Annotated in this window: 16 protein-coding genes; 6 read left to right on the forward strand and 10 right to left on the reverse strand. The window is 71.8% G+C overall.

What is annotated here, in order from left to right:
* Positions 1-64: 64 nt before the first annotated feature.
* The gene (locus AB0I82_RS33595; protein WP_363261267.1) at positions 65-601 is read left to right on the forward strand and encodes a GNAT family N-acetyltransferase; all 537 of its coding nucleotides are present in this window, start codon (positions 65-67) and stop codon (positions 599-601) included.
* 27 nt (positions 602-628) lie between these two features.
* On the opposite strand, the gene AB0I82_RS33600 is transcribed toward AB0I82_RS33595, so the two are convergent.
* Genes AB0I82_RS33600 through AB0I82_RS33615 form a run of 4 tightly spaced genes read right to left on the reverse strand, consistent with a single transcriptional unit; the run spans position 629 to position 4476 of the window.
* On the reverse strand, positions 629-1837 hold the full coding sequence (locus AB0I82_RS33600; RefSeq protein WP_363261268.1) for an ABC transporter permease: 1209 nt from the start codon (positions 1835-1837) through the stop codon (positions 629-631).
* Complete coding sequence (locus tag AB0I82_RS33605) at positions 1834-2568, reverse strand: ABC transporter ATP-binding protein (protein WP_363261269.1); 735 nt, start codon at positions 2566-2568, stop codon at positions 1834-1836. The genes AB0I82_RS33600 and AB0I82_RS33605 overlap by 4 nt, the downstream gene beginning before the upstream one ends.
* A complete protein-coding gene (locus AB0I82_RS33610) occupies positions 2565-3860 on the reverse strand; it encodes a peptidoglycan-binding protein (RefSeq protein ID WP_363261270.1) in 1296 nt (431 codons plus the stop codon). Before AB0I82_RS33610 ends, AB0I82_RS33605 begins: the two co-directional genes overlap by 4 nt.
* Positions 3861-3900: 40 nt before the next feature.
* Positions 3901-4476 (reverse strand): hypothetical protein, encoded by a 576-nt coding sequence (locus tag AB0I82_RS33615; protein WP_363261271.1) that lies wholly within the window; start codon positions 4474-4476, stop codon positions 3901-3903.
* Between the two features lie 551 nt (positions 4477-5027).
* Between AB0I82_RS33615 and AB0I82_RS33620 the strand changes: the two genes are divergently transcribed.
* Positions 5028-6122: an acyl-CoA desaturase gene (locus tag AB0I82_RS33620; RefSeq protein WP_363261342.1), complete on the forward strand. Its 1095-nt coding sequence runs from the start codon at positions 5028-5030 to the stop codon at positions 6120-6122.
* Here AB0I82_RS33620 and AB0I82_RS33625 read toward each other — a convergent pair.
* The gene (locus tag AB0I82_RS33625) at positions 6100-6642 is read right to left on the reverse strand and encodes an N-acetyltransferase family protein (protein WP_363261272.1); all 543 of its coding nucleotides are present in this window, start codon (positions 6640-6642) and stop codon (positions 6100-6102) included. The two genes, AB0I82_RS33620 and AB0I82_RS33625, sit on opposite strands and share 23 nt — an antisense overlap.
* Here AB0I82_RS33625 and AB0I82_RS33630 point away from each other — a divergent pair.
* Positions 6641-7228, forward strand: a complete 588-nt coding sequence (locus AB0I82_RS33630; protein WP_363261273.1) for an XRE family transcriptional regulator — start codon at positions 6641-6643, stop codon at positions 7226-7228. The genes AB0I82_RS33625 and AB0I82_RS33630 overlap by 2 nt on opposite strands.
* On the opposite strand, the gene AB0I82_RS33635 is transcribed toward AB0I82_RS33630, so the two are convergent.
* The gene (locus tag AB0I82_RS33635) at positions 7192-8445 is read right to left on the reverse strand and encodes a benzoate/H(+) symporter BenE family transporter (RefSeq protein WP_363261343.1); all 1254 of its coding nucleotides are present in this window, start codon (positions 8443-8445) and stop codon (positions 7192-7194) included. The two genes, AB0I82_RS33630 and AB0I82_RS33635, sit on opposite strands and share 37 nt — an antisense overlap.
* Before the next feature lie 129 nt (positions 8446-8574).
* Between AB0I82_RS33635 and AB0I82_RS33640 the strand changes: the two genes are divergently transcribed.
* Complete coding sequence (locus tag AB0I82_RS33640; protein WP_363261274.1) at positions 8575-9111, forward strand: XRE family transcriptional regulator; 537 nt, start codon at positions 8575-8577, stop codon at positions 9109-9111.
* 35 nt (positions 9112-9146) lie between these two features.
* Here the strand turns inward: AB0I82_RS33640 and AB0I82_RS33645 are convergent, their stop codons facing one another.
* Entirely contained in the window at positions 9147-10358 is a 1212-nt protein-coding gene (locus AB0I82_RS33645; protein ID WP_363261275.1) for an ROK family transcriptional regulator, read from the reverse strand.
* A gap of 108 nt (positions 10359-10466) precedes the next feature.
* Between AB0I82_RS33645 and AB0I82_RS33650 the strand changes: the two genes are divergently transcribed.
* Positions 10467-11051 (forward strand): nucleosidase, encoded by a 585-nt coding sequence (locus tag AB0I82_RS33650; protein WP_363261276.1) that lies wholly within the window; start codon positions 10467-10469, stop codon positions 11049-11051.
* Positions 11052-11198: 147 nt separating this feature from the next.
* On the forward strand, positions 11199-12320 hold the full coding sequence (locus tag AB0I82_RS33655) for an NADH:flavin oxidoreductase (RefSeq protein ID WP_363261277.1): 1122 nt from the start codon (positions 11199-11201) through the stop codon (positions 12318-12320).
* A 23-nt stretch (positions 12321-12343) separates the two neighbouring features.
* On the opposite strand, the gene AB0I82_RS33660 is transcribed toward AB0I82_RS33655, so the two are convergent.
* The 3 genes from AB0I82_RS33660 to pstS all read right to left on the reverse strand — a co-directional run bounded on the left by AB0I82_RS33660 (position 12344) and on the right by pstS (position 16430).
* Positions 12344-13264 carry an alpha/beta hydrolase fold domain-containing protein gene (locus AB0I82_RS33660; RefSeq protein WP_363261278.1) on the reverse strand — a complete coding sequence of 307 codons (921 nt, stop codon included), beginning with the start codon at positions 13262-13264 and terminating at the stop codon, positions 12344-12346.
* 89 nt (positions 13265-13353) lie between these two features.
* On the reverse strand, positions 13354-14862 hold the full coding sequence (locus tag AB0I82_RS33665) for an APC family permease (RefSeq protein ID WP_363261279.1): 1509 nt from the start codon (positions 14860-14862) through the stop codon (positions 13354-13356).
* 419 nt (positions 14863-15281) lie between these two features.
* Positions 15282-16430 carry a phosphate ABC transporter substrate-binding protein PstS gene (pstS, locus tag AB0I82_RS33670; RefSeq protein WP_363261280.1) on the reverse strand — a complete coding sequence of 383 codons (1149 nt, stop codon included), beginning with the start codon at positions 16428-16430 and terminating at the stop codon, positions 15282-15284.
* Positions 16431-16471 lie beyond the last annotated feature (41 nt).

Here is a 16471-nt window from a genome sequence, read left to right on the forward strand (position 1 = left end):
CAGCCGCGAGTGCCTCGGTCCGCGAGTCTTGAGCGTTGCCGAGCCTGCTGATTGGCTGGCCGGCATGACTGAGCTCGGACCCGTCGCCTGGCCACCTTCCCCGATCAGGACCGAGAGGCTCGTGCTCCGTGAGCCCGAGGCCCGCGACCGTGCGGCGTTCATCGAGCTGCACGCCTCGCCGGAGGTGCACACCTACCTCGGCGGCCCCCGCCCGCGTGACGAGCTTGAGCGCGAGATGCCCGAGGTGCCCGGGCGGCGGCCCGGGAGTTTCGTTGTCGATCTCGACGGGGCGATGATCGGCCAGGTCCTGCTCAGGAGAACACCGGAGCACCGCCGCCCGGCTGCCGCGGGGAAGGTCGATCTCGGCTACCTGTTCCTGCCGCGAGCGTGGGGATTCGGGTACGCAACCGAGGCGTGCGCCGCAGCGCTCGACTGGTTCGGCAGCGTACTTCCCGGCGAGCCGGTGGTGCTCGCCACCCAGACCGCCAACGTCGGCTCGATGCGCCTCGCGGCAAAGCTGGCGTTCACCGAGGTAGAGCGCTTTCATGCCTGGGACGCCGAGCAGTGGCTCGGCATGCGGTCCCCGGGTCACGCCCCCTGATAGAGCTCGTGCTCGAGGGACAGGTTCTCAGCCCGCGAGTGCCTCGGTCGGGGAGAGTCGGCCGGCCCGGACCGCCGGGTAGAGGCCCGCTGTCGCGCCGATCAGCAGCGTGACGGCGATGCCCGCGCCGGCGGCCCATACCGGTACCTCGGTCGGCCAGTCGCGTACGTATGCGTACGCGGCGGTGATGGCCGTACCGAGTACCGTCCCGCCGAGGCCGCCCAGTGCGGAGAGCAGCAGCGACTCGGCGACGAACTGGCCGCGGATCTGGCCGCTGGTGGCGCCCAGCGCGCGGCGCAGACCGATTTCCGGGCGGCGTTCGAGCACCGAGATGACCATGGTGTTGCCCACCCCGACGCCGCCCACCAGCAGCGCGACCCCGCCGAGGCCGAGCAGCAGCCCGGTCAGCGCGGACTCGGTGGCCTCCCGGGCCGCCAGCGCGTCGGAGGGCCGGGAGACCAGTACCTCGTTCGGCTGCGCCGGGTTCGCGGTGGCCGCGAGGACGTCCCGTACCGCCGTCACGCGGTCGTCCCGGGCACGTACGTACACGGTCGACGGATGGCCGTCGAAGCGCAGATACGTCCGCGCCGCCTGCCACCCGACCAGCGCCGAACTGTCGATCTCCGGGGCGAGCGGGGCCGGTTCCAGCACGCCCACGAGCGAGAACCACTTGCCGCCCAGCCACAGCCGCATCCCCGGGGTGTACGCGTCCAGCCGCCGGGCCGCCTCGGCGCCGAGTACCACCGCCGGGTACTCCTCGGTCGCCGAGGCGAGCCACCGGCCCGTACTGACCCTGCCGCCGATCGCCGGCAGCAGCCGCGGCTCGGCCGCCGCCACCTGGACGCTGCTGGTCCGCCCCACCGGGATGTGCGCGTTGCGGTAGATCGCGGCGCCGTCGAGCACCCCGACTGCCGCCACCTGCTGCACGGGCCCGATCCGCCGGATCATGGGCACCGCCTCCTGCGGGAGGCGGGTCTTGCGGCCGTCCGGGGTCTGACCAGGGGCGACGCGCAGCATGTTGGTACCCAACGCATCGAGCCTGCGGTCGACCTCGGCCCGGCTGGAGCTGGAGATGCCGACGACGGCGACCATCGCGGCGACCCCGATCGCGATACCCAACGCGGACAGGAAGACCCGCAACGGCCGGGTACGCAGCCCGGTCCCGCCGAGCCGGACGAGGTCGGCGGGGCCGAGGCGGGCGGGACGCAGCGAAGTCGTACGCGCTCGGCGGCTCATCGCTCCCCCTCAGGCCCGGTACGGCCGCTGTCGGCGATGATCCGGCCATCGCGCATCTCCACCCGGCGGTCGAAGGCCGCAGCCATCTCCCGGTCGTGCGTGATGACCACGACCGTGGTGCCCGCCGTGTGCAGGTCGCGCAGCAGCTCCAGTACCGCGGCACCGGAGGCCGAGTCGAGGTTTCCGGTGGGCTCGTCGGCGAGCAGCAGGGCCGGTTCGCCGATGACGGCACGGGCGACCGCGGCCCGCTGCCGCTCGCCGCCGGATAGCTGGTGCGGCAGGTGGTCGATCCGGTGGTCGAGACCCACCCGGGTCAGCGCGTCCGCAGCCCGGCGCCGTCGCTCCCGCAACGGGATACCCGCGTACAGCAGCCCGTCGGCGACGGTGTCCAGTACCGGTACGCCCACGGCCAGATGGAACTGCTGGAACACGAATCCGATGCGCTGCGCGCGCAGTGCGGAGACCTCCCGGTCCGACAGTTCGGCGACCGGGTGGCCGTCGACGGTGACGCGGCCGCTGGACGGCCGGTCGAGCGTGCCCATCAGATGCAGCATGGTCGACTTCCCCGAGCCGGAGTGGCCGACGACGCAGGCAAGTTCGCCGTACTCGATGGCCAGATCGACCCGGTCCACCGCTGTGACGTGGCCGGGGTAGGTCTTGGTCACGGCGGCGAACTCGACGACGTGGGGCGTCGCTTGGGAGATCACTTGGGGGGTCGCTTGGGAGGTCACTTGGGGATTCTCACCTTCATGCCCTCGTGGACCTCGGGTCCGCTCACCTCGACCCGGCCGTTGGCGAACAGCCCGGTCTTGACGGGTACGAAGCGGCTCGCCCCGTCGGTGTCTTTGCCACTGCCGTCGGCCAGTTCCAGACCGTGGCCGCCCTCGGCCAGGGCCACCAGCGCGGCGACCGGAACGTTCAGTACGCCCTTCCGCTGCTCGACCACATACCGAACGGTGACCGGGCCGCTCTCCATCCTGCCCAGCGCGTCCTGGTCGTCGAAGGTGATCACTACGGACACGGTGGCCTCCTTCACGCCCGCGTCGCCGCCGCCGTCCTCGCCTTCGGCGTTGCCCTCGCCCGCGGCGGCGGACGCGTCCTTGCCCACGCTTGCGACCTTGCCCTGCACCGAACGCCCGTCGGCGAGTTCCACGGTGACCTCGCTGCCCCGTCGCGCCCAGTCGGTGTCGGCGGCGGGCGCGGCGACGGTGACCATGCGGGAGGTACGGGTGTAACTCACCGGACTGCCGGCGGCTTCGGCCCCGACCCGCACGCTGGTGCCGGCGATCCGTACCGGACCGGACGCGTAAACGATGTCACCAGCGTCGACCCGGCCGGTCTGCGGCAGTCCGAGGTCCTTCTGCCAGCGCTTGACGGCGTCGGCGGTCAGCGTGGTGTACGTGTCGTCCACGGTGAAGCCCGAGTAGCCGAGCGCCTGGAGGTTGGTCTCGAACTGCTTGACGTCCATGCCGCGCAGGGGGGTCGGTCGGGATGGCGGCGCGGGTTGCTGCGTGGGCGGGGTGCCGCCGTCGATGTCGGTGACTCCGTCGGCGTCCTTGGCCCCGGCACCACTGCCACTGGCCTCGTCGCCGCCCGCTGTCGCCGCTTCCGGCTCCACCATCCCCAGATCGCGATACATGGGCAGGCTGCCGTACAGCAGCACCACCGGACGGTCGTCGACGCGCAGTACGGTCCCGCCACGCCGTATCGTCCGGTCCGTCTCGGGCAGCCAGGTCACCGTTCCCTTCGCCTTGACGGGGAACGGGACTTCGGGGCCGTGGCCGAGCCGGCCGTCGATCTCCGTCTGGTCGGTCAGCGTGCCACGGGTGACCGGTACCGCCTGGCTGCTCCTGCCCCGCCCCTCTTGACCGGCGTCCGCGCCGCCCCCGCCCAGCCCGAGGGCGCCGACCGTACTGACCCCGGCGACCAGGAGAATCCCGGCCCCCACGAGCACGGGGCCGCGCCTGGGCCGCCCGGCTCTCCGGCCGTCGGCGCGGCTCTCCGATTCCCGTCCCGTGTCCATGGATTACTGCCCCCGCCCCGTCGGATCCTGTTCCTGCCCGTCAGCCCTTGGGCGTGGGCGCGTTCTCCGGGATGCCGATGATCGAGGCGCACTTGCGCGCGGCCCGCTTCGCACCGGCCGACGTGGAATCCCACTGGACGTCCCGGAAGTGGCCGTCCTCACCGGTGTCGGGGAAGTCGGGAGCGCCGTGCTCCTGCATGCACTTCGCGTACTCCCGGTTCTTCCCGATCTCCTCCTTGGAGAGCTCGGGCTGCTGCTCCTTCTGGACGCTGTCGGGGACGGGCAGGCTGAGGTCCGCGCACTTCTCCTGCGCCTGGAGGGCCTTCTGGTCGCGCTTCCACTTGGCGTTGTCACCGAAGTCGACCCGGCCCTTGGCGTCCGGGTCGGGGACGTCGAGCCCCGCGTCACGCAGGCACTCGACCCACTTGCGCTGCCCCTCGACGTACTCGGCCAGCTCACCGGCGCCGCTCTTGGTCGCGCTCGCGCCGGGCTTGCCGTTACCGGCGGACGCGATGTCGTCCCCGCCGCCGTCGCTCCCGCAGCCGGTCACCGTCAGCGCCACCACCGACACCGCCCCGACCAGCAACCGTCCCCCGAACCACCGACGCGAACCCATCCTTGCGCTCCTCACCCCTCGACCACCGCCCGGCCCACCGGGACCGGACCCGCCGAATGTAGAACCGCCCTGATGAAGAACCTATGAAGAAGCCATCAAGAACTTCTCCGGGCCGCTTTCGGCTGTCTTCGCTGCTCGCCGAGGCGTCAGGAGCGGGGTGACTGTGCCGCGTGGGGCACGACCGACCGGGAGGTCGCTGGTCGAGCCGCGGCGGACGGGACCGTGGCCGGTGGCCTGATGGCTGCGACGGGTCCGTGGGGCGATTCTGAACGCTGGTTACGCTGGCGCACCCGGTCCGAGTCGCGGAACAGGAGAGTGCGTGTGACCGCTCTACTCCCCGGCGCCGGCGGGCGGCCGGCGCGAGACCTTCGCCTGCGGGCCGTCGAGGCCCTGCCCAACGCCTCCGACACTCCGGTTCCGAGGAGGACACCGTGACCGCGCCCACCAGGACCACCGCAGCCGCGCACGCCGACACCACGCGTCCGTCACGTCCGTCACGCCCGTCGTCCGCCGGGGCCGGTGCCGACACTGGTGCTGACACTGGTGCTGACATCGGCAGTGACCGTCTTTCGCCGGAGCGGCTCGATGCCCTGGCCGAGGAGCTGGACCGGCTCCGGGCCGAGGTCATCGCGGAGCGCGGCGCCGAGGACATGCGCTACATCCACACCGTGATCGCCGTACAGCGCGGCCTGGAAGCGGGCGGCCGTGCCGCCCTCGCGGTGTCTCTCCTCCCGCCCGCCTGGCTGGGTGGTACGGCCATGCTCGCCACCGCCAAGATCCTGGCGGCCGGAGAACTCGGCCACAACATCCTGCACGGCCAGTGGGACTGGATGGGCGATCCCGCCGTCCACTCCACCACCTGGGAGTGGGACTTCCTCCCGCCGGCGGATCTGTGGAAGGAAGCCCACAACCACCAGCACCACGTCTGGGCCAACGTCGTCGGACGCGACCGCGATTTCGGCTACGCGCTGATGCGCTTGAGCCCCCGGCAGCCCTGGCGCCCGGTCCACCTGGCCCAGCCGCTCCTCAACGTACTCTTCGCCCCGTTCTTCGAACCGGGGATCGCCCTGTACGACCTGGCGTTCGACGAGGTCCTCCGCGGTCGCAAGTCACCCCGGCGGCTGCTGGGCGAGCTCCGTGCCCTCGCCGGGAAATCCGTCCGCCAGCTCGCCAAGGACTATCTGCTCTTCCCCGCGCTCGCCGGGCCGTCCGCGCTGCCCTGCCTGCTGGGCAACCTGACCGCCAACACGGTGCGCAGCCTGTGGCTGCACGTGATCCTGGAATGCGGACACTTCCCGTGGGACGTACGGGACTTCACCGAGGAGGAGGTCGCCGACGAGACGCGCGGGCAGTGGTACCTGCGGCAGATCCAGGGAGCCGCCAACTTCCGTGGCAGCCCCCTCTTCCACATCCTCAGCGCCAACGTCGGCCACCAGATCGAGCACCATCTCTTCCCCGATCTGCCCAGCAACCGTTACGGACAGCTCGCGCCCCGCGTGCGGGACATCTGCCGACGGTACGGAATCCCTTACGTCACGGGCTCACTGCCCCGCCAGTACGCGTCCTGCTGGGCCCGCATCCTGCGGTACTCGTTGCCGCTGAGCCAGCGGCACCGGGCACGGCTCACGTCAGGGCGAGGCGCATGATCGTCAGGTCCAGCCAGCGGCCGAACTTGGTGCCGACCTCGCGTACGGTGCCGGCGTGCTGGAAGCCGAAGCGTTCGTGCAGGCGGATCGAGGCGGCGTTGCCCGACTCGATGTCGGCGATCATGAGGTGGTAGCCGGCTGCTCGCGCGGAGGTGATGAGAGCGTCCAGGAGCGCGGATCCGACGCCCAGGCCATGACGGTCGGTACGGACGTAGACGGAGTTCTCCGCGGAGTACCGGAAGCCCTCCAGCGGCCGCCAGGGCGCGTAGACGCCGAAGCCGACGACCTCGCCCTCGCGCTCGGCGACGAATGCCGCGCCCTTGTCCAGGAACGCGGCGAGCCAGGCGGCGCCCTCGGCGGGCGTCTGGAGCGTCTCCGTCCACAATGCGGTCGAGTTCTCGATCGCATCGTTGCGAATGGCGAGAATGGCGTCCAGGTCACCGGACCGCGCCGGGCGCACCGTCGCCGCTTCCGCCACCGCGACCGCTGCCCCCGACTCCTTCTCATATATTGGATCCATGTCCAATATGGTAGATCCTCTGGTGAGCCGCATCGGGGCACGGGTACGCGCCGAGCGGGAGCGGCGCCGGTGGACCCTGGCGCAGCTGGCCGAGGCCTCCGGCGTCTCCCGCGCCATGGTGCATCGGATCGAGCGCGGCGAGAGCAGCCCGACCGCCGTCGTCCTCGGCAAGCTCTCCGGCGCCTTCCGGATCAGCGTCTCCTCGCTGCTCGCGATGGCGGAGGGTGCCACGGACGACAGGGGCAACGAGGACGGTGGGCTCGTGGACGCCGCCGGGGAGTGGCGGGATCCGGCCACCGGGTACCGGCGCCGCCAGATCTCCGGTCCGCGGTTCCCCGCGGAGATCGCCGAGATCCGGCTGCCGGCCGGCGCGCACGTACCGTATCCGGCCGCGGCATTCGCTTTCGTACAGCAGATCGTCTGGGTACTGGACGGCCGGCTCACCTTCCACGAGGGCGACGAGATCCACGAACTGGCGGCGGGCGACACGCTCGAACTCGGCGCCCCGGCCCCGCGCGCCTTCGCCAACAACACCGCGGAAGAGTGCCGCTACGCCGTCATCCTGGTGCGCTCCGTGGCCCCCTGACGTCGCTCACCGGGCGGTGCGGGAGCGTCCGGCTTTCGCTGCTTGCCGCCCGCCGAGAGGATCACGCTGGTGAGGACGCCTGCCAGCAGGCCCCAGAAGGCGGAGCCGATGCCGAGCAGGGTCACGCCGGAGGCCGTGGCGAGGAAGGTGACGACGGCCGCTTCGCGGGACGCGGCGTCGGACAGAGCCGTGGCCAGCGAGCTGGTGACGGTGGCGAGCAGGCCGATGCCGGCGATGCCGAGGACGAGAGGGTGCGGCATGGCGTCGAGCAGGGATGCCACCGTCGCGCCGAGGACGCCGACGCACAGGTAGAAGACGGCGGCCCAGACGGCGGCGATGTAGCGCTTACGACGGTCGGGGTGGGCCGTCTCGCTGGTGCAGATGGCCGCGGTGATCGCCGCGAGGTTGAGGCCGTACGCGCCGAACGGCGCCAGCAGCAGGTTCGCGGCGCCGGTCCAGGTCATCAGCGGCGAGACCGGTACGTCGTAGCCCGCGCCCCGGAGCACCGCGACGCCGGGGAGGTTCTGGGAGGCCATGGTGACCACGAACAGCGGGACGCCGACGCTGATCAGGACCTTCCAGTCGAATTCCGGGGTGACGAACACCGGCGTGGCCACGGAGAGCCGCACCCGCTCCGCGTGCCAGCCGCCGGTGAACACCGTGGCGACGATGCCGGCGGCGAGGGCGAGCAGTACGGCGTACCGGGGCAGCAGCCGGCGCCCGAGCAGGTACGCCACGAACATCGGGAAGGCCACGGCGAAGCTGCTGTGCATGGTGGTGAAGAGGCCGGTACCGAACTGGAGCAGGACCCCCGCGAGCAGCGCGGCCGCCATCGGTACGGGGATGCGGTCCATGGCGCGGGCGAACCAGCCCGTCACCCCGCTGGCGAGGATGAGCAGCCCGGAGAACACGAAAGCGCCCACCGCCTGGGCCATCGACACGCCGTTCAGGCTCGTGATCAGGAGGGCCGCGCCCGGTGTCGACCAGGCGATCACCACGGGCGCCCGGTAGCGGACGGAGAGGCCGATGCCGGTGCAGGCCATGCCCACGCTGAGGGCGAGCATCCAGGAGGAGATCTCGCGGGAGTCCGCGCCGGCCGCCTTGGCGGCGGTGAAGATGAGGGCGGCCGAGCTGGTGACGCCCACGGTCACCGCGATCAGTCCGGCGACGACCGCCGTGGGCGGGGCGGCGGCGCGTATTCGATCCATGGCCATCAGGGACATACCGTTCGTCGTTCTCTTCGTTCCGCTGCGTTCCGTTTATAGAACGTTCCGTTTACGGAACAGTAGAGAGTAAGCTGGTCGCTCGTCAATGACGGTCGAACGACGGGAACGGACGCGCGCGGCATGGGTCTGAACGACGAGGTGGGGCGCCGGCTACGGGAACTTCGCCAGCAGCAACGCCTGTCCCTGTCCGAGCTGGCGCGGCGCTCCGGCGTGGGCAAGGGAACGCTCTCGGAGCTGGAGGGCGGACAGCGCAACCCCACGCTGGAGACGCTGTACGCGCTGACCACCGCGCTCAACAGTCCGCTCAGCGCGGTCCTCAGCGACCATCCGCGGCACGCTTTCGAGGCGCGGTCCGAAGGCGTCTCGGGCAGCGCCGTCACCGCCGTCCTCATCGAGCGCTTCGAGGAACCGCCGGCCGTCACCGACATCTTCCGCATCCGCATCGCCGCGGGCAGCGTCCAGGAGTCCGCCGCGCACATCGCGGACACCTCGGAGAGCCTGATGGTGCTGGCGGGCACCGCCGTGGTGGGCGACCCGGCGGCACTCCAGACGGCGGGCCCGGGCGAGTACGCCCACTGGCGCGCCGACGCACCGCACCTCTACAGCGCGCCGCACGGCGAGGACGTACACGGGATTCTCTTCGTGCGGTACCGGTAGCCGACGGCTGCACACCGGTCAGGGAGCCCGGCGGGTCAGCTGTTGGCGCGGGCCCACAGGTCCGTGCGGCCGCGGCGGACGGCCAGGGCGAGAGCGCCGCGGAGGGCGGCGTTTTCGCCCAGCGTGCCGGTTTCCACGCGCGGGGCCAGCGGGGCGAGGGCGTCGACGGTGGTGCGGACCGGTTCGAGCAGTGCGGGGTGGGCGCCGATGGGGCCGCCGAGGAGGACGACTTCGGGGTCGACGACCGCGCAGACGGCGGCGACGGCTTCACCGATGGTGCGGCCTTCGCGTGCCACCACGGAGAGGGCCTCGGCGTCGCCCTCGGCGGCCCGGTCCAGGATCGTACGGGCGGCCTCGACGGCGGCGGGGCCTTGGAGCCCGGCCGCCCCACCACCGGTCCCGCCCCCGACGGCGAAGCCCTCCGCCACCGCCCGCGCGAAGCCATGGCGGCCGCCCGCCCGGTCGTGGCTGCCGCCGAGGTAGCCGATCTCCCCGGCCAACCCCCGGGCGCCGCGCACCAGTTCGTCGCCGATCACCAGGCCCATGCCCATCCCGGCGCCGATGTGGACGTACGCGCAGCTGCCCGCCTCCCCCGTCGCGCCGTGCCACCGCTCGGCGAGCGCGGCGAGGTTGACGTCGTTCTCCACCAGCAGCGGCGCGTCGGTCACGCCGGCCAGCGCCTCCCGGGGCTGGAAGAGACCGGCGGGGTGCGGCGTCTCGGGCAGCGGGATCACCGCCGAGGTGGCGGGGTCGACCGGGTTGGCCACGGACAGGCCCACCGCGAGCAGGGGGCCACGCGCGCCGCGGCTGCCGGCGATCGCGTCGCGCACCATCGCGCGCAGCTGCCCGGCCGCGTCGGCGGGCTCACCCGATCCGGCGGGCGGCGCCGAGGTTTCGTGGAAGGGCGTGCCGAAGAGGTCGGCGGCGGTCAGCCGTACTTCGGTGGAGTCCAGCGAGGCCGCGAGGACGAAGCCGGCGTCCGCCGCGACCTTGTAGTACGTACCCACCCGGCCCTGCCTGCCGGTCTGGGCGCCGGCCGGCAGCAGCAGGCCCGCGCCCTCCAGGCGGCGCACCGCCTCGGAGACGGTCGTCTTGGAGATGCCGGTCACCTGGGCGACCTCGGCGCGGGTGATGGGCGCCTGCTCGAAGACCGTGTCCAGCACGATCTGGTCGGTCAGTTCACGCAGCAGCGTCATGCTCGGCAGCGCCGCGCGGCCGAGTCCGCCGAGCCCTCTGCGGATGTCCATGCCACCCCTCGTCCGCCATCGATGCGGCTGCCACTTTATCGCCCGTCCGCTGGTCAGCGGCCCGCCCCGACCCCCTGGGCCGAAACGCGTGAGGTTAGCGTTGCGTCCATGGAACTCATCGGAGAGATCACTGCCGACCGGCCGCTGCTCGTGGTCGCCGTCAAGGAAGAGGCGCAGTTCCTCGGCGCCGACTTCCCGGTCCTGCTGACGGGCATCGGCAAGGTGAACGCGGCGACCGCACTCGCCACCGTACTGGCGCGCGGCCCCCGCCCCTCCGGCATCGTCAACCTGGGCACCGCGGGCGCGCTGCGCCCCGGCTGGCGGGGCACGCATGTGATCGGCTCGGTGATCCAGCACGACCTGGACAGCGCGATGCTGGCCGCGCTGACGGGCCAGATGTACGGCGCGCCGCTGGAGCTGGCGGACGCGGGCGGACCGGTGCTGGCGACCGGCGACTCCTTCATCGCCGACGACGCGGCCCGCGACCGTCTGGCGGCGCACGCCGCGCTGGTGGACATGGAGGGGTACGCGGTCGTGGCCGCCGCGCAGCAGGCCGGTGTGCCGGTGCGCCTCGTCAAGCACGTCAGCGACGAGGCGGGCGACGACGCGGCCAGGACGTGGCAGGAGTCGGTGGCGGAGTGCGGCCGCGAGCTCGCCGCCTGGGCTTCGGAGCACCTCACCGTCGGTGCCTGAGAGCCTCTGCGGGCCTGTGCGACCCACTGTGGCGCAGGCGACAGTGAAACACGGATGACCATGCTGGCGGCGGGCGTTGCGAAACAGCGGAACGTACGCCTACCGGCGGCGTTCTCCCCTCGCACGCCGCCTTGAGGAGAACCACCCGTGACCTCCAGCGACCCCGCCGCCCGCGCGGCCCAGGTGCTCTCTCGCCCCTTCTCCCTGGGCGGGCTGACCGTGCCCAACCGCGTCGTCATGGCGCCGATGACCCGCGAGTTCTCGCCGGGCGGCGTCCCGGGCGCCGATGTCGCGGAGTACTACGCGCGCCGTGCCGCGGGCGGCGTCGGCCTGATCATCACCGAGGGTACGTACGTCGATCACCCGGCGGCCGGTACCAGCGGCGCCGTCCCCCGCTTCCACGGCGCGGACGCGCTCGACGGCTGGCGGAAGGTCGTCGAGGCGGTGCACGCGGCGGGCGGCACGATCATGCCGCAGCTGTGGCACGTGGGCATGGCCCGGCAGGCGGGCGCGCCGCCGTTCCCCGACGCCCCGCCGTCCGGCCCGTCCGGCCTCGGTCTCGACGGCACGCCGTCCGGGCACGCCATGACGCAGCAGGACCTCGACGATGTCATCGCGGCGTTCGCGGAGGCGGCCCGCGCGGCCGAGCGCATCGGCTTCGACGGCATCGAGCTGCACGGCGCGCACGGTTACCTCATCGACCAGTTCCTGTGGTCGGGCACCAACCGGCGCACCGACGCGTACGGCGGCGACCCCGTGGCCCGTACCCGCTTCGCCGCCGAGATCGCGGCCGCCTGCCGCGCGGCGGTCTCCCCCGATTTCCCGATCCTCTTCCGGATGTCGCAGTGGAAGATGGGCAATTACGAGGCCCGGCTCGCCGACACCCCGGAGGAGCTGGACGCGATCGTGGCGCCGCTCACCGCCGCGGGCGTGAGCTCCTTCCACGCCTCGACGCGCCGCTACTGGCTGCCGGAGTTCGAGGACTCGGACCTGAACCTGGCCGGGTGGGTCAAGAAGCTCTCCGGGCTGCCGACCGTCACCGTCGGCTCCGTCGGCCTCGACAACGAGTTCATTCAGGCGTTCCAGGGCAAGCAGGCCGGTGTCGCGGGCATCGACCGGCTGCTGGACCGGATGGAGCGCGACGAGTTCGATCTGGTGGCCGTGGGCCGGGCGCTGCTCGGCGACCCCGAGTGGGCCGCCAAGATCTTCGAGGGCCGCACCGACGAGCTCGTACCGTTCGACGCCTCGATGCTGCGCACGCTGAGCTGAGCGCCCCGCCCCGCCCCGCCTTCTCACTGCTTGGCGAGCGATGAGGAGGCGGGCGCCGGCAGCGAGGCGAGCAGGTGGCGGCATGCCTGATGGCCCTCGGGTATGGGCCACAGCGGGTAGACGTGGATCTGGCCCGGCGCCTCGTTGTAGTCCACGTCGACGCCCTCGGACGTCGCCAGGTCGCGGAAGCGGCGGGCGTCGGCGGTGAGGATGTCGCGAGTGCCGGCGAACACCGTCGTACGCGGCAGACCGGCCAGGCTGCCGCGCACCGGGCTCACCCAGGGATGGGCCAGGTCCAGATCCCCGGCCCACAACGCGCCGCAGTAGCGCAGTGCCGCCACCCCCAGCATGGGGTCGTGCGGCTGCAGGTCCGTGATGTTCGGGTTGTCCAGTACGGCGTCGAGCCAGGGCGAGATCAGCCCCAGCTCGGCCGGCGGGGTGCCGCCGGTGTCCCGCAGCCGCTGGGCCAGCGTCACGGCCAGCCCGCCGCCGCACGAGTCACCCATGAACACGGTGGGCAGCGGCTCGTCCGCGGTGAGCCGGGCCGCCAGTACGGTCAGTTCGGGGATGACCGCGGAGGCGGTGCCGCGCGGGGCGAGCGAATACACCGGTACGACCACCCGCGCGGCACCACTGGTCGCCAGCTTCTCGACCAGGTTCCAGTGGTTGTCGCCGACTTCCTCTATGTAGGCACCGCCGTGCAGGTACAGCACCTGCCTGCGCACGGCACCGTCCCGCGGGACCACCTCGTAACAGGGCCACCCGTGGCGGAAGTGGGCGGTGACCCGGCAGTGCCGGTCCAGCCGCTTGGGCGGCCCGAACGCGGCGGGCCGCCGCTGCTGCCGCTCGACCTTCCGCCGCACCTCGACCGGGTCGCGGTACCCCATCCGGTGTCCCAGCGCCGACGCGACGAGCAACAGGACTCGGCTGCTCAAGCTGGGCACGGCGCCACCTCCCTCGTCCACGACTGCAGTACACCCAGACGCGTTCCACGCCGTCGCGATCGAAAACTGGGGAGGTGGCGCGGCGGCCGTCAGCGGGTCTCGGCGGTCGCCTGGGCGGGAATGCCGACCGGCTCGGCGTCGGCCTCGCTCTCGGTCTCGGTCTCGGTCTCCTGGAGGCGGGTGTCCTCCGGGAGCGTCACCAGCCAGTGGGTGTCCTGGCGAGGGCGGAGGTACAGGGCCCAGTACAGCGTTGCCGCGGCCATGATGCCGCCGGTCCACAGGAGGTACTGCAGCTCCTGCTGGCTGAGGATGTAGACGAGGACGACGATCAGCAGCAGCGGAACCGCGGGCCACAGCGGCATCCGCCAGGCGGGCATCTTCTTGTGGGCGCCGCGCCGGGCCGCGAGCGCCGCGATGGCGACGAGCAGGTACATGCCACTGACGGAGACGCCGGTCACGCCGTAGAGCGTGTCGAGGTTGACGAAGCACAGGGCCGCGCCGGGGAGGCCGACGACCAGGGTCGCCACCCACGGGGAGCCGAAGCGGCCGAGGCGGGACAGCCCCTCGTTGACCGGCCGGGGCCAGGCCTTGTCGCGGGCGGAGGCGAACAGTACGCGGGAATTCTGGATGACCATGACAATTCCGGCGTTGATGATGGCCAGGGCGACGCAGAGGCTGACGAAGGTGCCGACCGCCGAGTTGCTCCAGGCGGTGACCATGGTGCTGAGGTCGCCCGAGGTGAGCGCTTCGATGCTGGGGGCGCCGAGGGTGATCGCGATGACCGGGATCAGGATGACCGCGGCGGAGATCGCCAGGGTGGCCAGCACGGTACGGGCGACGTTGCGGCGCGGGTTCTCCAGCTCCTCGGAGAGGTAGACCGCGGTGGAGAAGCCCTGGGTGACGAAGAGGGCGATGGCCAGGCCGGAGACGATGAGCAGCGCGGTGACCGGGCCGGGGGCGCCGGTGGGCCCGGCGACCTCGCCGTGCAGGAGCGCGGAGCCGCCGCGCTCGGCGTGCGCGAAGCCCAGTACCGCCACGACGCCCGCGGCGACGACCTCCAGGACCAGGAAGATGCCGGTGATCCAGGCGTTGGCGCGCAGGTCCAGCAGGCCGGCGAGGGTGGCCAGGAGCATCACCGCGGCGCCGGCGATCGGGGCCGGTATGTGGACCACGGGGGCGAGGTAGTCCGCGGTGCCCATGGCGATCACAGGCGGCACGATCATGACAACCAACAGGGAGAGGACGAACACCAGCCAGCCGGCCAGCCGCCCGGTCAGCGTCGAGACCATGGCGTACTCGCCGCCGGCGCTCGGGATCAGGGTGCCCAGCTCCGAGTAGCAGAACGCCACCGCGATGCAGAGGACGGAACCGATCGCGATGGTCAGGGCGGTGAAGGTCCCGAGGTCGGCGAAGAGGTCGGGCACCACCACGAAGAGCGTGGAGGCGGGCGTGACGCAGGACAGGGTCAGCAGGGTGCCGCCGATGACGCCGATCGAGCGCTTCAGCGTCTTCGGGCTGTCCTGGCCCGCGGCGTCGGCGGCGTCGGTGGTCACCGCGGTGCGGTCACCGGCGGGTGGCTGGCTGAGGATGTCGGTCATGGAGCGGTTCCGATCGACTGGGTGTGACATGTACTGGCGGGAGCCTTATCGCCTCCGTAGACGGCTGGGTCGTGCTTCCGAGCTGACCGGCGATCACCCGTCCGATGACGGGGCGGCCGGTGAGCTTGCTCTGCTCCCGGCGCATATAGAAGCCCGACGAGATCCGGAGCGTCAAGGCGTACATGGCTGCGGAATTCGTCGCCGGACAGGCCGATCGATGCCGTTTTCCGCAGCATCGACACGAGGGTCAGTCTTCGGTCGTCGATGCTGCGGTCGCGGTAGGACCTTGGAAAGGGAGACAGGGGGAACCGCTTCCCCTGGAATGCACAGGTCGAGAGCCGGTTCGACCAGTGAGTGTGCGACTGCCGACTACGGGCCACGAGAACCGCAGGGCGGCCGTGCCGAAGAATTTTCGCAGGTCAGGAGATGCCGTCGAGCTTGCTGCGCACCTTGTCCATGACCTTGGCGGGGAGGGTGGCGTAGCCCTGGAAGGACAGGTCCTGCTGGCCCTGCATGCCGGCGGCGTAGAGGAGGAAGTCCTTGGTGGCGGGCCAGGTCTTCGGCTTGTTGCCCTTGTCGCAGACGATCTCGTACGTGACCATGCCGATCGGGTACGCGCCGGCGGCCTTGGGCTGGTAGTCGAGGTCGAGGACCAGGTCGCCGTCCGAGCCGGCGATCTTCGCGCCGGACAGCGCCTTCGAGGCGTTGACGACGGTGGGGTCGACCGGCGCTCCGGTGCCGTTGTCGATCGAGGCCGTGGGGAGGGTCTTGCCGAGCGCGTAGGCGAGTTCGACGTAGCCGATGGCGCCCTCGGTCTCCTTCACCTTGGCGGCCAGCCCGGAGGAGCCGTCGGCGGAGTCACCTCCCTTGCCGCGCCACTTCTGGTCGTGCGGGTGCGGCCAGGCGCTCGGGGTGGCGGCGTGCAGGTACGCGGTGAAGTTGTCGGTCGTGCCGGATTCGTCGGAGCGGTGGACGGTCTTGATGGCGGCCGCGGGCAGGTCGGCCTTGGGGTTCAGCTTCTTGATCGCCGGATCGTTCCACTTGGTGATCTTCCCGTCGAAGATCCGGGCGAGGGTGGGGGCGTCCAGTACGAGCTTCTCCACGCCCGACAGGTTGAAGGCGACGGCGATCGGGCCGCCGAGCATGGGCAGGTGGATGGCGCGGCCGCCGTCCGCACACGCCTTGTCGGCCCGGTCCCGCTGTGATTCCTTCAGCGCGGAGTCGGAACCGGCGAAGGCGGTACGGCCCGCCAGGAAGTCCTTCTGACCGGCGCCGGAGCCGGACCCTTCGTACTGGATGCGGGTGCCGTCGCAGGCCTTCTGGTAGTTCCTGATCCAGAACCGCATGGCGTTCTGCTGTGCGGTCGAGCCGGAGGCCTGCAGCGTGGCCGCCTTGCCGCACTTCACCTTGCCGCCCGGGGCCGCGGTACCGGAAGCGGACGTCGCGCTGGGCGATCCGCCGGACTCCGGGGAATCGTCCGAGCCGCAGGACGCGAGGGCCAGTACGCCCGAAAGGGCCGCCAGGGCGGTGGCCAGGGCGCGCGGGCCCCGGGGACGCTGTGATGTCACGGTCGACTACTCCTTGAGCTTCGGGGGTCGGGACGGGGGTG

This window comes from Streptomyces sp. NPDC050315, from assembly GCF_040655775.1.
Classification (GTDB): Bacteria; Actinomycetota; Actinomycetes; order Streptomycetales; family Streptomycetaceae; genus Streptomyces.

What these genes read in the sequence shown, in the direction of transcription:
- AB0I82_RS33645 (WP_363261275.1), bottom strand. Translation starts at nt 10,358, where the DNA reads ATGGACATCCGCAGAGGGCTCGGCGGACTCGGCCGCGCGGCGCTGCCG.
- AB0I82_RS33665 (WP_363261279.1), bottom strand. Translation starts at nt 14,862, where the DNA reads ATGACCGACATCCTCAGCCAGCCACCCGCCGGTGACCGCACCGCGGTG.
- AB0I82_RS33610 (WP_363261270.1), bottom strand. Translation starts at nt 3,860, where the DNA reads ATGGACACGGGACGGGAATCGGAGAGCCGCGCCGACGGCCGGAGAGCC.
- AB0I82_RS33600 (WP_363261268.1), bottom strand. Translation starts at nt 1,837, where the DNA reads ATGAGCCGCCGAGCGCGTACGACTTCGCTGCGTCCCGCCCGCCTCGGC.
- AB0I82_RS33625 (WP_363261272.1), bottom strand. Translation starts at nt 6,642, where the DNA reads ATGGATCCAATATATGAGAAGGAGTCGGGGGCAGCGGTCGCGGTGGCG.
- AB0I82_RS33615 (WP_363261271.1), bottom strand. Translation starts at nt 4,476, where the DNA reads ATGGGTTCGCGTCGGTGGTTCGGGGGACGGTTGCTGGTCGGGGCGGTG.
- AB0I82_RS33640 (WP_363261274.1), top strand. Translation starts at nt 8,575, where the DNA reads ATGGGTCTGAACGACGAGGTGGGGCGCCGGCTACGGGAACTTCGCCAG.
- AB0I82_RS33630 (WP_363261273.1), top strand. Translation starts at nt 6,641, where the DNA reads ATGTCCAATATGGTAGATCCTCTGGTGAGCCGCATCGGGGCACGGGTA.
- AB0I82_RS33595 (WP_363261267.1), top strand. Translation starts at nt 65, where the DNA reads ATGACTGAGCTCGGACCCGTCGCCTGGCCACCTTCCCCGATCAGGACC.
- AB0I82_RS33650 (WP_363261276.1), top strand. Translation starts at nt 10,467, where the DNA reads ATGGAACTCATCGGAGAGATCACTGCCGACCGGCCGCTGCTCGTGGTC.